Source organism: Streptococcus sp. FSL R7-0248 (assembly GCF_037967965.1).
In the GTDB taxonomy this organism is placed as follows: domain Bacteria; phylum Bacillota; class Bacilli; order Lactobacillales; family Streptococcaceae; genus Streptococcus.
Genome location: NZ_CP150201.1, coordinates 384,341 through 401,457, shown reverse-complemented (window position 1 = coordinate 401,457; position 17,117 = coordinate 384,341). Strand labels below are relative to the sequence as shown.

Annotated in this window: 17 protein-coding genes; 3 read left to right on the top strand and 14 right to left on the bottom strand. The window is 40.1% G+C overall.

Annotated elements, in window-relative coordinates:
• Positions 1 to 255: 255 nt before the first annotated feature.
• The 3 genes from NYE32_RS02070 to NYE32_RS02060 all read left to right on the top strand — a co-directional run bounded on the left by NYE32_RS02070 (position 256) and on the right by NYE32_RS02060 (position 2,987).
• Positions 256 to 996 carry a CPBP family intramembrane glutamic endopeptidase gene (locus NYE32_RS02070; protein WP_037612002.1) on the top strand — a complete coding sequence of 247 codons (741 nt, stop codon included), beginning with the start codon at positions 256 to 258 and terminating at the stop codon, positions 994 to 996.
• A gap of 238 nt (positions 997 to 1,234) precedes the next feature.
• Positions 1,235 to 2,131 (top strand): LysR family transcriptional regulator, encoded by an 897-nt coding sequence (locus NYE32_RS02065; protein WP_002885507.1) that lies wholly within the window; start codon positions 1,235 to 1,237, stop codon positions 2,129 to 2,131.
• 10 nt (positions 2,132 to 2,141) lie between these two features.
• Positions 2,142 to 2,987, top strand: a complete 846-nt coding sequence (locus NYE32_RS02060) for an aldo/keto reductase (RefSeq protein WP_048676306.1) — start codon at positions 2,142 to 2,144, stop codon at positions 2,985 to 2,987.
• Positions 2,988 to 3,189: 202 nt separating this feature from the next.
• On the opposite strand, the gene metG is transcribed toward NYE32_RS02060, so the two are convergent.
• The 14 genes from metG to NYE32_RS01990 form a co-directional block, all read right to left on the bottom strand.
• Positions 3,190 to 5,193 (bottom strand): methionine--tRNA ligase, encoded by a 2,004-nt coding sequence (gene metG / locus NYE32_RS02055; RefSeq protein ID WP_048676309.1) that lies wholly within the window; start codon positions 5,191 to 5,193, stop codon positions 3,190 to 3,192.
• A gap of 109 nt (positions 5,194 to 5,302) precedes the next feature.
• Entirely contained in the window at positions 5,303 to 6,181 is an 879-nt protein-coding gene (locus tag NYE32_RS02050) for a hypothetical protein (protein WP_156685164.1), read from the bottom strand.
• A 130-nt stretch (positions 6,182 to 6,311) separates the two neighbouring features.
• Positions 6,312 to 7,400, bottom strand: a complete 1,089-nt coding sequence (locus tag NYE32_RS02045; protein WP_002885565.1) for a hypothetical protein — start codon at positions 7,398 to 7,400, stop codon at positions 6,312 to 6,314.
• A 152-nt stretch (positions 7,401 to 7,552) separates the two neighbouring features.
• Positions 7,553 to 8,251: a hypothetical protein gene (locus NYE32_RS02040; protein ID WP_048790164.1), complete on the bottom strand. Its 699-nt coding sequence runs from the start codon at positions 8,249 to 8,251 to the stop codon at positions 7,553 to 7,555.
• Positions 8,252 to 8,377: 126 nt separating this feature from the next.
• Positions 8,378 to 9,442 carry a PhoH family protein gene (locus NYE32_RS02035; protein ID WP_048676322.1) on the bottom strand — a complete coding sequence of 355 codons (1,065 nt, stop codon included), beginning with the start codon at positions 9,440 to 9,442 and terminating at the stop codon, positions 8,378 to 8,380.
• A gap of 79 nt (positions 9,443 to 9,521) precedes the next feature.
• Positions 9,522 to 10,799, bottom strand: coding sequence for a LysM domain-containing protein (locus NYE32_RS02030; protein WP_156685165.1), 1,278 nt, complete (start codon positions 10,797 to 10,799; stop codon positions 9,522 to 9,524).
• 239 nt (positions 10,800 to 11,038) lie between these two features.
• Positions 11,039 to 11,254 carry a YozE family protein gene (locus NYE32_RS02025; protein ID WP_002885591.1) on the bottom strand — a complete coding sequence of 72 codons (216 nt, stop codon included), beginning with the start codon at positions 11,252 to 11,254 and terminating at the stop codon, positions 11,039 to 11,041.
• Between the two features lie 8 nt (positions 11,255 to 11,262).
• Positions 11,263 to 12,120, bottom strand: coding sequence for an RNA-binding virulence regulatory protein CvfB (gene cvfB, locus NYE32_RS02020; RefSeq protein WP_156685166.1), 858 nt, complete (start codon positions 12,118 to 12,120; stop codon positions 11,263 to 11,265).
• Positions 12,121 to 12,210: 90 nt separating this feature from the next.
• Positions 12,211 to 12,768, bottom strand: a complete 558-nt coding sequence (gene frr / locus NYE32_RS02015; RefSeq protein WP_002885567.1) for a ribosome recycling factor — start codon at positions 12,766 to 12,768, stop codon at positions 12,211 to 12,213.
• A gap of 14 nt (positions 12,769 to 12,782) precedes the next feature.
• Positions 12,783 to 13,520 (bottom strand): UMP kinase, encoded by a 738-nt coding sequence (pyrH, locus tag NYE32_RS02010; protein ID WP_002885551.1) that lies wholly within the window; start codon positions 13,518 to 13,520, stop codon positions 12,783 to 12,785.
• A 236-nt stretch (positions 13,521 to 13,756) separates the two neighbouring features.
• Positions 13,757 to 14,980: a HAMP domain-containing sensor histidine kinase gene (locus tag NYE32_RS02005; RefSeq protein WP_156685167.1), complete on the bottom strand. Its 1,224-nt coding sequence runs from the start codon at positions 14,978 to 14,980 to the stop codon at positions 13,757 to 13,759.
• A 13-nt stretch (positions 14,981 to 14,993) separates the two neighbouring features.
• Positions 14,994 to 15,671 (bottom strand): response regulator transcription factor, encoded by a 678-nt coding sequence (locus NYE32_RS02000; protein ID WP_037601879.1) that lies wholly within the window; start codon positions 15,669 to 15,671, stop codon positions 14,994 to 14,996.
• Position 15,672: 1 nt separating this feature from the next.
• Complete coding sequence (locus NYE32_RS01995; protein WP_070438408.1) at positions 15,673 to 16,296, bottom strand: GTP pyrophosphokinase family protein; 624 nt, start codon at positions 16,294 to 16,296, stop codon at positions 15,673 to 15,675.
• A 147-nt stretch (positions 16,297 to 16,443) separates the two neighbouring features.
• Complete coding sequence (locus NYE32_RS01990) at positions 16,444 to 17,067, bottom strand: GNAT family N-acetyltransferase (RefSeq protein ID WP_048790159.1); 624 nt, start codon at positions 17,065 to 17,067, stop codon at positions 16,444 to 16,446.
• Positions 17,068 to 17,117: the final 50 nt, after the last annotated feature.

Here is a 17,117-nt window from a genome sequence, read left to right as displayed (position 1 = left end):
AATCATTTCTTTACAATAAAGAGTAATTAGTAAGGATTTTACAGAGTTTTTTACTTAATACTTTCTTATAACTGTTCATTTATTTCTCATAATAAACTGTTTCAACGATAGAATAGGCTTCCTATTAGAAGCAGGTCATCAATAACTGGCCTCTTCATAACTAAAAACACATAAAAAATACCTTCAAGACCTTGACTTTAAGCGTTTTTCGTCGTATGCTTGAAAAAAATGTTAAGAAAGTTGGGGGACTTTTCAATGACAAAAAAAGAAATGAGATTGCTGATCCTTCTTGGGATTAGTATTATTTTAGCGAACCTTGTACTTCGTTTGATTCTTAGGCCTCTGCCTGAGAATATAGCTTATCTCATTAAAACGCTTGGCCTTATGTGTGTGTACTATTTCATCGTACAGAGACGCCTCGGATTAAAGATCAAATCGACAAAAAAGATAAGTTGGTCTGAAACCCTAAGTGTTTGTTGGTTGGTTCTTTTGGCAGATTTTTTCTTTCTTTCTGCGGTTGCTTTGGGTATCAGTAAAGCACCTCACATGATAGGAACTGCCTTGATTATTGCCTTAGGAGCCGGTTTTTTTGAGGAATATTTTTTTCGTGGACTTTTCCTTAAGCTCGCCTTTCAAGATGGTATTAGATCTTCAAAACAGGTTTTAGGAGTCGTTTTCTTGTCTGCCATATTTTTTGGATTGGCCCATCTCGGAAATCTTACTCACCAGCCCTTGAACGCTACCCTGTTCCAAGTTTATTATGCAACAGCTTATGGCATATTCTTTGCTGCTATTTACCTACGTACCGGTAGCCTCTGGTGGACTATTATTCTGCACTTTTTGATTGATTTTGGCAGTGTCCTTATCTCGCAATCAACACAGGCTGCACCAGCTACAAGTATCTGGAATTTCATTTTCTGGCTACCTTTAATTGCCCTAGGACTCTTCCTTATTCGTCCTAAAAAATTGAAAGCCATTAGATATCTTAATGATTAATATTTCAAACTGCATCCCATAAGTTAGATTTTCAGTGTCTAACCTGTGGATGCAGTTTTTCATTTATCAGAACTGCTTTCTTACGACTTATCTCAATTTCCATAATTACTCCTAAAACGATTTAATCATAGAAATTTCATATCAGGTCTTCATCTATTCCTATCAGAATTTTGCTGATTTTAGACTTCTCATTTTGTTATAATATGACCTACAATCATATTTTTCAAAGGGGATGCTTATGAATTTTCAACAATGTCGCTATGTTCAGACTATCGCTGAAACAGGGTCTTTTAGTAAGGCTGCTAAAAAACTCTTTTTGACTCAGCCTAATCTCTCAGCATCCATCCGTGACTTAGAGGAAGAACTTGGTGTCCAACTCTTTGAGCGTTCCAATACAGGAGCTAAACTAACTGATGACGGTCATGATTTTCTCAAATACGCCAAACGTATTCTTGGAGAGTTAGATCTCCTAGAAGGACGTTACCGTAAATCATTCAAGAAATCATTCACTGTTGCCAGTCACCACTACGATTTCTTATCACTTCCCATGGCTCACATTGCCCAACGTTTTCGTAGTGATTATCAAGAATTTCAACTGATTGAAACAACGACTAGGAAGATTCTCAAAAGCGTTGAGAGCTTCGAAAGTGACCTGGGGATTATTTATCTAGATGAAGACAATGACCATATCCTTGAACGCAGTTTCCAACACATGGATCTGACTTTCACACCGCTTGGAGAGTTTGAGACCAAGATTTTCTTAGGTCGCCAACATCCCCTAGCTCACAAAAAATCCCTCAATCTCAAAGATTTAGAGGGATACCCACAGGTCCGCTTTCGTCAAGAAAGCTCTGGTATCCATTTTGACGAAGATCCTCTCGAGGTTCTGCCTGACCAACAAGTAATTTACAGTAATGACCGAGGCAGTGTTATGAATCTGCTCTGTGCCTCAGATAGTTACGCTTCTGGTCTCGGTATTGTTAATAGTTTCATTAAGGACCAAATTGTTTTACTTCCACTGAAGAACAGTCCAAAGCACACCTTGGGTTTTGTGACCAATAATAAACAGAAACAATCCGCAATTATTCAAGCATTTATCGAGGAAATTCAGGATAGCTTACTACCCCACCACTAAGGAGAAGAAAATGGAATTTCAAACACTTAACAATGGCATTAAAATACCCGTGCTTGGTTTTGGCGTCTGGCAAATTTTTGATCAAAAGGAATGTCAAAAAGCCGTTGAAGATGCTCTTTCTGTAGGCTATCGATTAATTGATACTGCTAGCCTTTATCGAAATGAGGAAGCCGTGGGAAGTGCTATTAAGGCATCCGGTATCCCTCGCGAGGATATTTTCCTGACTAGTAAAGCTTGGATTAGCCAGCTTGGCTATGAAGATACCAAATTAGCCCTAAAAGAAACACTTCGCAAACTAGATACTGACTATCTTGATTTATATTTGATTCATCAACCTTTTGGAGACTTACATGGTGCCTGGCGTGCTATGATTGAGCTTAAGCATGAAGAACTTATTAGAGCCATTGGTGTTTCTAACTTCTCAACAGGGCGTTTGGCGGATTTTGCCTTGCAGACACCTGTAATTCCAGCAGTCAATCAAATCGAGTTGCATCCCTATAAACAACACAAACTGATTCAGAAAGCTGATAAGGAATTTGGCACCCTAACGCAAGCCTGGGCTCCTTTCCACAGAGGAGAGGACGGTATTTTTGAGGACCCAACTCTGACTGCTATTGCTGAAAAACATGACAAGACAGTTGCTCAGGTCATCCTAAGATGGCAAACCCAACAAGGCATTTTGACCATTCCTAAAAGTACCCATATCGAACGAATGAAGGAAAACTTTAATAGCTTTGACTTCCACCTAGACCAAGCAGACCTTGACGCTATCAGTAAACTAGACCGATACCCAAATGCTTATGGACCTGATGAAAGTGTGGAACGCATTAAACATTTATTGAAATATAGTGTATAAAAAAACGAGTTCGACTGAACTCGTTTTCTTATACACTAGGTCCTCTTAAGACTTTCCTTAAGAGTAGATCATTCCGATTTTAAGGAAGCAAAACTTTCGAGCACTCAACAAAGATCTGTTTCAAGCGCTTTACTCACAACTGAAGATTAGTAAAAAACAGTTTCCCAATTCAAAAAATTGAAAAACTATTTTTTATGATATTTTACCCAATCACACTTCCGTTTGGAACAGATGGATCTACTGTCAAGACAGTGAGTTTGCCGTCATGTTCTGCGGAAAGGATCATACCTTGGCTGACATATTTCTTCATCATCTTACGTGGTTTGAGATTAGCCACGACTTGAAGTTTCTTGCCGACCAATTCTTGTTCGTTTGGATAGAATTTAGCGATACCTGAGAGGATTTGACGGTCTTCACCGTCACCAGCGTCAAGACGGAAGCGGAGCAATTTGTCTGAACCTTCGACCTTTTCTACCTCTTTAACTTCAGCGACACGGATTTCAACCTTGTCAAAGTCGTCAAATTTGATTTGGTCTTTTTCAGATTTAAGCTCAACCTCTTCTGGGTTCCATTCTTTCTCTTGAGGTTTGCCTGCGTTCATTTGAGATTGGATGTAGGCAATCTCTTCATCCATGTCCAGACGTGGGAAGATTGGAGTTCCTTTTGAAACGACTGTCACATTCTCTGGGAATCCTGAAAGTTCAATATTTTCAAGATCAAATGTTACTGGCAAGCCAAGTTGTTCCATAATAGCATTTGAAGTTGTCATCATGAATGGTTGGATGAGGTGGGCTACGACACGAAGACTAGCTGCCAAGTGTGCCATAACCGACGCCAATTGTTCCTTGTCACCATCTTCTTTGGCAAGTACCCATGGAGCTGTTTCATCAATATACTTATTGGTACGTGAAATGATATTCCAAACGGCGTCCAAGGCACGTGGGAAATCCACAGCATTCATTTGTTTGTGGAATTCTTCGATATTTTCAGCTACAACCTTAGCCAAATCAGCATCAAAGTCTGTAACGTTTTCAACATAGGCAGGTACTTGACCACCGAAATACTTGTTAATCATGGCAACTGTACGGTTGAGGAGGTTACCAAGGTCGTTAGCCAATTCATAGTTGATACGAGCTACATAGTCTTCTGGTGTGAAGGTACCATCTGAACCGACAGGAAGACTACGCATGAGGTAGTAACGGAGTGGATCAAGACCAAAACGTTCTACCAACATTTCTGGATAGATCACGTTTCCTTTAGACTTAGACATCTTACCGTCTTTCATGACGAACCAACCGTGGGCAACAAGACGTGTAGGCAATGGCAAATCAAGAGCCATAAGGATGATTGGCCAGTAGATTGAGTGGAAACGAAGGATATCCTTACCAATCATGTGGATGATTTCGTGGTTTTCATCATTTTGCCAGAACAAATCAAAGTTACCATGCTCATCCTGACCATAACCTAGTGCAGTGATATAGTTGATAAGGGCATCAATCCACACATAAACCACATGTTTTGGATCTGATGGTACTTTTACTCCCCAAGTAAAGGTTGTACGTGACACGGCCAAGTCTTCCAAGCCTGGCTCGATGAAGTTTTTAAGCATTTCATTCATACGACCATCAGGTTGGATAAATTCTGGATGTTCTTTAAAGAAGGCAGTCAAACGGTCTGCGTAGTTGCTGAGTTTAAAGAAATATGATTCTTCAGAAACCAACTCTACTTCATGTCCTGATGGAGCTACCCCACCAATGACATTACCTTGCTCATCACGGTAAACTTCTGCCAACTGACTTTCAGTGAAAAATTCTTCATCAGAAACTGAGTACCAACCTGAGTATTCACCAAGATAGATATCTCCTTGTTCCAAGAGACGCTCAAAAACTTGAGCAACAACTTTTTCATGGTAATCATCAGTCGTACGGATGAATTTATCGTATGAGATATCCAAAAGTTGCCAGAGGTCCTTAACACCAACAGCCATACCGTCCACATACTCTTGTGGTGTGATTCCTGCTTCTTCAGCCTTTTGTTGAATCTTTTGGCCATGTTCATCAAGCCCAGTAAGGTAGAAGACATCATAGTTCATCATACGTTTGTAACGTGCTAAGACGTCACAAGCAATGGTCGTATAGGCAGAACCAATATGTAATTTACCAGATGGGTAATAGATAGGTGTTGTGATGTAGAATGTTTTTGTCATTTTAATTTCCTTTCATGTGTTAACAAATGGGCTAACACTGATGATATAACATCTTATTATAGCACGTTTTGGACACTAAAAAAACCAGCTAAGCTGGTTTTAAACATTACTAGTTTTGGAAGCGCTTTTTATCAACTCTAACATCACGTTCATAGTCATAATCTAATTTCTTCACGTCATCCCCTGATAGGCGTTTGAAACTTCTTTCTTCAATAAGTTTGCCTTTCTTATTATAAGTTGTAACGATCAATCTATCACCCTTAACCTTGTATCGAACGGTTTCTTCAAGAGATTCTTTGTAGGATTTAACGTAAATCTTTTTACTTTCATCGTTATCAGCCTGAGTTCGATATTCACTTATTTTGTATTGATTATCTACTGCCTGGTCAATGACTTTCGAATATTCAGATAGTGACATGTTTGGTTTAAGCGTTCTAGACCAAGCATCTGGACGGTATGCTTCGTCAGTATCATAGTCTGTAAAGTCAACCAGATTGTTCCCGCCAGCTAAGGTATAAAAATAAAATTTAACATTGTTACCTTTGACTTTAACAAAATCATGAGCCTCTAGGCCACTTTCCTTGAAAGATTCCATACCATCAACCATTTTCTTCTTATCTTTATGGTAAAAGCGATAAGTTTCAAGTAGATAGGTTCCTTCAGGTATTTTACCGCTTTGCAGGTGCATAAATGCATAGCCACCAAATGAAAGTGCCACTAGGACAATCGCCCCCACTACAGAAGCAATAATAATTTTAGCTTTCTTAGACAAGCCTGTCTTAGCAGGAGCAACTTGTGAAACGGCTTGTGTCACTTGGTCACTCAACTGAGCTTGCTGTGGATTAACACCCTCGTCCTTAGCCTCTTGAGAAATAAATTCCCCATTAGCTTTTGCTTGTTGGATTTCTTCCTCTGTCGGCTTACGATTATTGATTGTTTCGAAATAATCTAACCACTCTTTTTCGTTCATAAAAGTCCCCTTTTTCATTGATACTTCCATTCTAACAGAAAAAAGACTCCAAGGCTATTTGATTATTTCCATATAAAGAAAAGCGATACCAGAATGGAGTTTTGGCTCTCCTTCTCGTACCACTTTACTCATTTACATCATTGGGTGATTAGATTTTATCACTAGATTTTTTACTACTTTTACTATCGTCAGAGCCTGATTTAGAACCACTACCATAGTCATCGCTATTACCATAGCCATAGTCATTACCATAACCATAGCCATAATTGTAGCCATAACCATAATCATAGTAATCCTTGAAGTCATCATATTGATCACTATAAGTCTTCAAATCTTTCTTATAATCTTTGATGGCATCCTTATAGTCATCCCAGCGCTCCTCAGCGTCTCCCTTACTCATACGTTTATAAGTAATACGTGACTGAAGCTTCCCTTTTTTATCATAAGTAGTCAGAGTGTATTCATCGCCATGCTTGACATAGGTACGTTTTTCCTTCAAGGTATCTTTATATTCTCTTGTTGTTTTTTTAACGACTTTGTCAGCTTCCTCTTTGGTATAAAACGAATAGTCTTTTCTCATCTTTTTCATGAAGTCTTTTGTGACATCTTCGACTTGATCCGCATCTAAAACTTGACTCTCTGTTCTATTCCACGGATCAAATACCTGAGGAACATCTGTCTCATAGTCCATCAAACTAACATATGATTTATTGTCACTCTCTACTAAATTGTAGGTTCTAGATTGATTATTCTTTACAACTACAAAAGACTGCAAGTCCAAACCTTCGTCCTTGTATTCATCTATGCCATCAACCATTTTATCTTTGTCTTCATCATAACGAGAGAAAGAAACTACTTCATAGGTTCCATCTACAATTTTTCCTGACTGATAACGCCATAATGAATAGCCACCAACAGAAAGTAAAATCACTGCCACAGCACCCAAGACTGACGCCAAAATAATCTTAGTTTTCTTAGACATACCTTTTTTAGCAGGTACGACTTGTTGGAAGGTTGCTGTTGTTTGTGCAAACTGAGGCTGCTGTGTCATCGTTATCACAGGTTCAGCTGGCTTAATCGGTCTTTGCTCCGTCGCCTGTCCATTTGAGCCAAAGACGTTAGGGTTAGGTCGTTCAAGGATAAACTCGCCTGCTGCTTGAGCTTGAGCTAACTCTGCGGGAGTTGGTTTGCGACCGTTGACTAATTCAAAGTACTCAATCCACTCTTGCTGGTTCATAATAATCTCCTTTTTTATTGGTCTACCGTTCTATTGTACCAAAATAAATGGTGAAATAGTATTTGACAATTATCATAAAGACTGTAAGGTTTTTTAATAAAACATTAGGCTATGATTCTTGATAGTAAAGAGGCGCTTGCACGATAAGTGGATCAGCGCCAGATGAGATAATCCCCATCATGCCTTGAATAATTATAATACTTCAAGGCATACTCATAATCCCTATCATAACCACTTTTGACCCCTTTGGCTTCCTCTGAGCTCAATCGTTTAAAAGTTCTACGCGACTCAATATGTCCATCATTAGCATAAACAGTCAGAACGAGACCATTAGGGCGCTTTTCATAAGTTCTTTTTTGCTTCAACATTTTTTTATAATCGTCTACACACCTTTGGACAGATACTTCTTTTACTCTTGAATACTCCTCTCCCTTTTTAGAAATCTTATCTATATGAGAAATCACTAGAGCTTCATATTCAGAGACTGTTAGATCCTGTTTCAAAGTCCCTGTACGTGGGTCAAAAGTCTGTGGGAGCTTTTCATCATGCTCAAATGGTGAGACAAAAGGTTCCCCATCCCCCACAAAAACATAATAAAATTGAGATTTCATATTCTCAACAACTATAAAATCCTCATATAAGCTATCATTATTCTCTCCTCGCTCAGTCCAATTTATCAATTCATTGGAATATGCCGATTTAGCCTCGTATTTTAGCATCTGATAAGTGCCGTCTGGAATATAGTTCTGTTGATACTTCCAAAATCTTCCCTCTCCTATGGCTATCAAGACTGTCGCAACAAGTCCAAGCAATACAATGATAGCAATCTTCCATTTTTTTGCTTTAGTCATGGCTCTCCCCTCCATATCAGCCTATTATTCAATACTATTTTACCAGAAATAGGGGAAAAGCTAATGACATGACTGTAAAGGAAAAAGAGGTTGAGAACACATACTCTCAAACCTCTTTTCATCAATTTACTTTTTTACATCCTCAGCACCAATTACTGGGTATTCAGTCAATCCTGATGCTGTTTCTTCTTCAAGCTTGTTTGTTTCCTCTGATTTTTCCTCAAAGTCAACCTTAGGTGCATCTTTTTCATAAGCATTAATGATATCAGCTACAACTGGGTGACGTACGACATCGCTAGCAGAGAAGTGAACAAAATCAATAGCCTTAATTCCCTTCAATTTCTCCATAGCATCGACAAGGCCTGATTTAACACGACGTGGCAAGTCAATCTGACTCATATCCCCATTGACAATCATCTTAGAATTAAAACCAAGACGGGTCAAGAACATCTTCATTTGCATGATGGTTGTATTTTGTGCCTCATCAAGGATAACAAAGGCATCCTCTAGGGTACGACCACGCATATAAGCGAGGGGTGCAATCTCAATAATTTCACGTTCCATGAGGCGGGTCGTTTGCTCCTTACCAAGAATTTGATAAAGGGCATCATAGACAGGGCGAAGGTAAGGATCCACCTTTTCCTTGAGATCACCAGGCAAGAAACCGAGGCTCTCACCCGCCTCAACCGCCGGACGTGTTAGAACAATACGTTTAACTTGACCACGTTTAAGGGCTGTAACTGCAAGGGTAACCGCTAAAAAGGTCTTCCCTGTACCAGCTGGACCAATCCCAAAGACCACATCATGACTTTTGATGCTATCAACATAAACCTTTTGCCCCAAGGTCTTCACTCGAATAGGCTTACCACTGTTGTCCTTGATAATCTCTTCTTCATATAAAGCAACAAACTTGTCAATCGAACCATCTTGAGCCATGGTTAAGGCTGCGACAACATCTGAAGTGTTGACTAGCATTCCACGCTCCACTAAAACAAGGAGGGCTTGAATGGTCAAACGGGCCAATTCAACACTTTCCTCGTCATCTCCAAGTATCTGCACACGCTCTGTTCGAGCATGAATAATAACATTGAGGTTTTCCTCGATAAGTTTTAGATGGCGCTCATTGGTCCCAAAAAGTGACAAGACATCATCTGGGTGATTTAGGGTAATTTCAACAGAATACTCTTGCAAATAGAGTTCCTCTTTCTTTCGTCTTTTTCTCCATTATATCAAAAAAATCACGCCAGGCGTGACTTTTTATTATTCTGACTTATTCATTAAATGACACGTGAACGTGGTCATAGTGGTTTTCAGTAACGCTACCACGGTCTGGCATTTGGTTCCATGTGTTAGCTGGTCCGTAGATGTTGTTTACTGGTGCGTAGAATTGTTGTCTGTAGATAACATATGAGATACCTGCATTTGAGATATTGTCTACAGCATATTGAGCGACTTGATTACCAACTTCTGAACCAACTGGTACCATAACGTCAACGGCAAGTCCTTTACCATGGTCTTGTGGATCACCTTCACGGTAACCACCGATATCAGTAAGACCGAATTGTGCTGCTACATCTTGACGGAAAGCTTCAGCTTGTGGTTGAAGGTGTGGATCCGTTGGAAGTGTATTTGTTGATGCAGGTTGTGCTGCTGGTGCTTCTGAAGCAGCTGGTGCCTCTGAAGCAGCTTCTGATGTTGCTGTTGGTTCTGCAGCTGGCTGTTCTGCTGGCGCTTCTGAAGTCGCTGGTGCTTCTGAAGACGCTTCTGATGTTGCTGCTGGTTCTGCAGCTGGTGCTTCTGCTGGAGCTTCTGAAGTCGCTGGTGCTTCTGAAGACGCTTCTGATGTTGCTGTTGGTTCTGCCGCTGGTGCTTCTTCTTTTACTTCAGGTTGTGCTGGTGTTTCAGCAGCTGGAGTAGTTTCTGCTTCAGGTGTAGCCTCTGCTGACGCAGTGACATGATCAATAGCATCAGCAACTGGTTGTTCAGTTTCTGCGTATACTGGTGCTTCTGATGCTGATGCGATAGCTTCTGTTACTTCTGAAACAGCTTGAGTTGACTCTTCTGTAACAGGTGCTTGAGTAGCTGTTGTGCTTACTGTTTCAACTGGAGCTGTCAAGTCCGCTGCAACTACAGATTGACCATTTACAGTCACTTCGTTAGTTGTCAAATTAGCTTCTGCAACTACAGGTGTAGTTGATGTTTCTGAAGCTGGAGTTTCAACTTTAACAGAGACAGCTTGATTATCAGCATTGTAAGTTGCTGTCAAGACTGTTCCAGGGTAAATCAAATCAATGTTTGTGATTTGATTGATGTTAGCCAAAACGTTCACATCAATACCCATTGCTTCAGCGATACTTCCCAAAGTATCACCGTATTGAACTGTATAAGTTTGTTGGTTATCACTTACAGCGATATCTGCTTTGATTTGATCTACTGAACGTGCTGCCCAGTTTGAAGTTTCATCAGCATGTACGTGACTTGCAGCAAAAAGTGAAAGTGCTGCGGTCGAGTAAAGAAGTGCCTTTGTTGTTTTAGATTTTGATAACATGTATAATTCATTCCTTTTTTAACAAATTTAACATATACAATAATACCACATTTTTTGTCAAAAGAGGGGTGATTTACTGCACTTTAAAGCAATTACTAACTAGTTGTAACAAGCCTAATTTATTGAAAAAAAGCTGAGATATTTGTAAAAAATTGTAACAATTCATACCAATTCAAATGGTAATTACTTTTTAAAGAAAATGCTAAAAGTCATTATGCTTATCGTAGACTTAGTCGCTATTAATGAGCCAGATAATCTTCCCAAATCTGGTCAAACTGCCCCAGATTAAAGGAAAAGCTAGCTTGATCTTCCAAGTAACGACTAACTTCTTCGAAGTCATCAGTATGCTTCGGGAAGGTTGAATCTTCAAAAGCCAAATCAGCCAAGATTGCTACTGGTTCATTGGATTTGGGATTACGCTGGGCCATCAGCCAAGTATAAAAGGATTTTCTCATGCCTTCTCCTAACCGATTAATTCTGTTCCAAACTGATCTTGTTTGATTTTTTTGGCCTTCATCAGACCACCTAAGGCTTTTTTAAATTGACCCTTAGAAATACCGAAGGTTGCCTTGATATCTGCTGGTGATGACTTGTCATTAAGCGTCATAAAGCCACCATTGCTCTCTAAATAGGTCAAAATCATCTGAGCATCATTTTCGAGCATTTCAAAAGAACGTGGTTTAAGAGAAAGATTGAGGGTACGGTCAACTTCTCTGAACCCAATCACACGCGCTTCAAGGACCTGACCTAAACGTGGCTCCGCATAACGTTCTGATGGATGGATGAAACCAAGCATGTTATTCTCTGGCAAATAAACAAAAGTTCCTGACAATTTGAGACGGTAGGCAATAGCTGGCCATTTTTGGTTTTGCATATTATCGTAAGCAGGTCCAGCCATACGTTGAAAGACCTCAGGTTCGGCAGGAAGTCCCCAAATACGGTCTTTTTTGTCAACATCGAGTTTGATGTAGAGTTTATCCCCCTTCTTAGGCCAAAGCTCTTTGAGTTCTGGCAAAACATCGAGAGAGACAACAATCTCCTTATCTGGAATTCCTACGTCTACAAAGACACCTAAATCCTTACGAACTTCAGTGACCTCTCCCCAATCATAAGAATCGCGAGTTGCCTTGATTTCCTTTTGAGTCAGACGTGATTTTTGCTTGCTATCTGTATAGGCAAAGCCTGTCACCATGTCACCAACGGCGTATTTTCCTTCTTCTTTAGACAAGGCAAAAGTCACACCGTCCTTTTGTACAAAGTAAAATTTATCATTTTCATCAGTTACTAGGGCAGTAATGATCGTTCCAAGTAATGTATTCATCTTTTTTCCTCTAAAAAGAGAGTCGGACAAGGAAGCTAACATAGTCCATGCTCTCTTGCTTCTGTCCCACTCTCCTTATTTTTCTATTAATTAAACAGTAAGGAGTTCTTTTTCCTTTTCTGCTGTCATGCTGTCAATCTTCTTAACAGCGTCATCAGTTGCTTTTTGGATATCTTTTTCCAAAGCTTTCAATTGATCTTCTGTGATTTCTTTGTCTTTTTCTTGCTTCTTAGCTTCATCCATAGCATCACGGCGGATATTACGGATAGCGATTTTAGCATTTTCGCCGACTTTTTTCACTTCTTTAGCCAACTCTTTACGTGTTTCTTCTGTAAGTGCTGGGATAACCAAGCGCACAACAGAACCATCATTAGCTGGGTTGATTCCAAGGTCAGACTCATTGATAGCACGTTCGATATCAGCAATTGAACCTTTATCAAATGGTGAAATCAAAAGGACACGTGCTTCAGGAACCGTAATTGAAGCCAATTGGTTAAGTGGTGTTGGAGCACCATAGTATTCTACAGTGATGCGGTCAAGAAGTGAGGCATTGGCACGACCTGCACGGATAGAGCCAAATTCACGGGCCAATGACTCGTGTGAGTGGGCGAAACGTTCTTTTGCTTTTTCAATAATTGCGTTTGTCATAAATTCTCTCTTTCTTACTTGTGTGATTCTGCTTTGTTAGATACAGTTGTCCCAATTTGCTCACCAAAGATAACACGTTTGATGTTTCCTGGTTCGTTCATGTTGAAGACAACAAGGTCAATGTCATTATCCATTGAAAGGGTAGAAGCTGTGGCATCCATAATTTTCAAACCACGTTTGATAACTTCCACGTGTGTCAATTCATCAAATTTGACAGCATCAGCGTTTTTACGAGGGTCGTCATTGTAGACACCATCAACGCCGTTTTTAGCCATAAGAATAGCATCAGCTTCAATTTCAGCTGCACGAAGAGCCGCTGTTGTATCTGTTGAGAAGTACGGTGAACCAATACCTGCTGCAAAGATAACAATACGACCTTTTTCAAGGTGACGAAGGGCACGGCCACGAATGTAAGGCTCTGCCACAGATTTCATATCAATCGCTGTCTGAACACGTGTATCAACACCGAGTTGTTTCAAACTATCTGCCATAACAAGGGCATTCATCGTTGTTCCAAGCATTCCAGTATAGTCCGCTTGAACACGATCCATTCCTGCTTCAGCTGCAGGTTCCCCACGCCAAAGGTTACCACCACCGATAACTAGAGCAATTTGAATACCTGAATCCGCTACCTCAGCAATTTCTTTAGCCATAGCTTGGACAGTTGGAAGATCAATCCCAACACCTCGTTCACCGGCTAGAGCTTCACCTGAAAGCTTAATGAGGACACGTTTGTATTTTGGTTCTGCCATGATTTCTCCCTATTAACTATTTTGTTTTATGATTTAATTCTTAGCTGAGATTCATCTTTCCTAAGTCGTCAATTACCATCCTTTTAAGGTGGTTAAGGGGCTTATTCGAGCAACTCCTTTTTATGATTAGGATAGGAAAATGTTTTCTTTTTTTGCAAAGAAAACACTAAATCTTCATCCTTACTATTTTATCATAAATTAGGGTTTTCACCTAGTCAAATATTTAAAAAATATCCTTACAAGATAACTGTAAAGGTGATGGTGTCATTTTTATAAGAGGCAAAGATACGCCCCTTAAATAATTTGACCATACTTTGAGCCATGGACAGGCCAATGCCAAAACCTTTGTGTTCTCTGTTATTATGGGATTCTTCAATACGATAAAAACGCTCAAAAAACTTGCTATAGTCAACAGCCTTACCTTCTTTATAGGTGTTTGACACTTCTAAACGAGCCCGTTTTCGCGTTCTTCCAATCTGACGAAGTCTTACCGTAACTGTCCCTTCTGGATCACAATACTTGTTAGCATTATCCACAAGGAGGGTTACAAGTTCAAAGAGAGACTTCTCCTCTGCCTTTACATGAATATCCGGTGTGATGTCCATGACAAAAGATTTACCGTCTCGAACGACAGGTCCCTTAAAGTCCTCTGCTGCATCCTCAGTAATATAGGAAAAATCGACATCTTGAAGAACAATATCCGGCTGCTCCTCCAGACGAGATAGGGCTACCAGAGAATTGATTAGAGTGGTCAAACGTGCCACCTGGTCATTCGTTGACTTGGTCCATTCGTTCTCTCCAGTCATGAGTTCCTGTAGCTCCGTATTGGCAGAAATAATGGCCAATGGTGTCTTTAATTCATGACTAGCATTGGTAATAAAACGTCGCTGCTTTTCGTAGTTTCGAATGAAGGGACGAATGACAATTCCTGATAAGGCACTAACAATGACAACAAAAAAGATAAAGCCAAACATTGATAAAAGGATAGAAAGATTTAACAAGGCTTGGGAAGAATTATAATAAGAGGTCGTGTCCAGAAAGACCACAAGGATCTTATTTTTGCTAACTTTACTAACCTGATAACTGAGATTAATATTTTTTTCTCTAATGGTTCCAAGAGTACTCGTCATTCGGCTAGCTGCTCGGGCATAAGTAGCGGCCTCTTCATCATTTATCAAGGAAGTATGACTGGTGTCCTGACTGACCACTTCTTCACCAGACAAGGTCACGCTGAAAAAACGAAAACTATCTGATGGAATTTCACGCCCTTGATTGGTCTCAATTTTTTTCGTTTTTCCGAAACTACCATTATTTTCTGTAAGTGTGTTGAGAACCTTACTAATTTCCTGCTCCGTCTGAAAGGACCTCACAGTATTGATGATTCCCACAGTAGAGACCAAGATAAAGAGGATAGCCAAGGAAGCAATCGTAATAAATTGAAGTCGTAAACGTCTAAACATGAGCTACTCCTCTCTAATTGGCGAGAAGGCAAAAGTCGCCTCCTTTTTCACCAAGAATGCTGATGTCAGCCTGGATGGCTTGCAATTTCTGACGCAGATAGGAAATATAGACCCAGACAATAGACTCGTCCACATCTTCCTCATCCTCCCAGATAGTCTTGAAAAGGTGCTCAGTCGTTAATTTCTTGGCAGGATTGAGCATGAAGTGGGCCAGTAACTTGGTCTCTCTGCTTGAAAGTCGAATGGCGTTCCCAGCTACCAACTCCTGCTCTTCTTGGTCCAAACGAACAGAACCAAGAGTCAAAATTTTGGCAGTGAAGCTCTCACTCACACGACGTTCTAATGAACGCAGACGAGCCAAAAGTTCTTTAAGGGAGATTGGCTTGGTCAAGTAATCGTCTGCCCCAGCATCAAGCCCGGTCACGCGATCATCAATTTCAGCCATAGCTGTCAACATAATGACATGCGTCCTGTCCCCAGAGGAGCGAATCTCTTTTAGGGCCTCAATACCTGTTTTAATGGGCATCATAATATCCATAATCATCACTTGATAGGCATTCTGTGCAGCTAGGTCTACTGCCTCTTGCCCATTGAATGCTTGATCCACCTCATAACCCTGATGCTCTAGGGCTGCCTTGTAAACTCGAGAAAGAGCCTCTTCATCCTCAGCTAGTAGAATCTTCAAAGCCATTCTAGTCCCCTCCTTCTTGAATTAAGTTACGGATGGTCTGCATGGTCAAATCGCATGAAGCTAATTCATCCGCACAGCGCTTAAGCTCACGGGTAATCATTTCTGGATTCTTGATGTCGTGCTTGTACTTCATTTGATGCTCCAAACTGGCCCAGGAATCCTGAGCAATGGTCCGAAGCTGAACCTCAACAAAATAGGTTCCTCTCTCATTTCCTAGCACATCTGGAAACTCGGTTTCTACTTCTAAAATGAGATGGTAAGAACGATAGCCATTGGGCTTAGCATTTAAAATGTAATCTTTCTCGTTATAGATAGAAACGCCAGGGATAGCCTTGATGACATCGATAGTTTTGTAAATATCATCGACAAAGCCACAAACAATTCGAATCCCAATACTGTCACGAATTTCCTTGAGAGCAGATTGGTTGGTTTCAGGTAAATTTTTCCTACGACACTTTTCACGCATAGAATCGCTTTCTTTGATTCGTGAAATAAAATGTTCATAGAGTTTAAAGCCTGTTTCCTTTTTGCTAGTAATATTAGCCGCAATAATCGGGTCTGTTATTTCTTGTAAAATCTTGGGGAGATACTGAGCATATTCCCCATAAATACTTGGAGTTGACATATAAACCTCCTCTAATAGCGTTTCCTAATTATAGCATAGTTAGGCTTAAAAATAAGGAATGAGCCAGACAAGAAGGACTCTAAGGCTAAGAAAAAAATCCAGCCGAAGCCAGATTCATTTTGCTTATCTTAATTAAATAGCACAAGGCTATTCATCAAGCGATTTGACAAAAGGCCAGTTACCTAGTTTGTGTGTTTCATAAGTCAAAGCTTTATAACCACATTGCTTGTAGCCATTTTTCTCATAGAAAGGTACATTGTAATCGCGATTGGTAATCAAACCAAGACTGTGACCTCCTGTACTACGCACAAAAGGTTCAACCCCTTCAAGCAAGAAACGACTCCCTATCCCTTTTCTTTGATAATCTGGAGTCACCGCCAACATCATCAAGTACCAGTCGTATTCTGCAGAATCTTCCAGATGTCTTTCGGACTCTTCAACAAAGTTAAAATACTTGAACAACTTGGTGATACTTATAAAACGGAAAAGCTTGGTCGCTCCGTTCTGAAGATAGTTAAGCATAGAAATCGTCTGATGCTGTAAAATGGCCGCCGCAACAATGCGACCGTCCTTTTCAGCCACCAAACATGAGTCCTGTTTAATCGCCAAACGCACCAATATTTCCTGCAAGGCTAAGACAAATTCCTTATACTGTTCAGGCTTCTTTAAATTACTGGCAATCATTGAAAGATAGGGGTAATCTTCAAAGGCATCTGCACATACTTGTGCAACTTCCTGAACTTCGTCTAGTCTTGCTTTGCGATATTGCATCATAATCTCCTAATCTGTCTGTTTTTTTCAGTATAACACAAAACGTATGA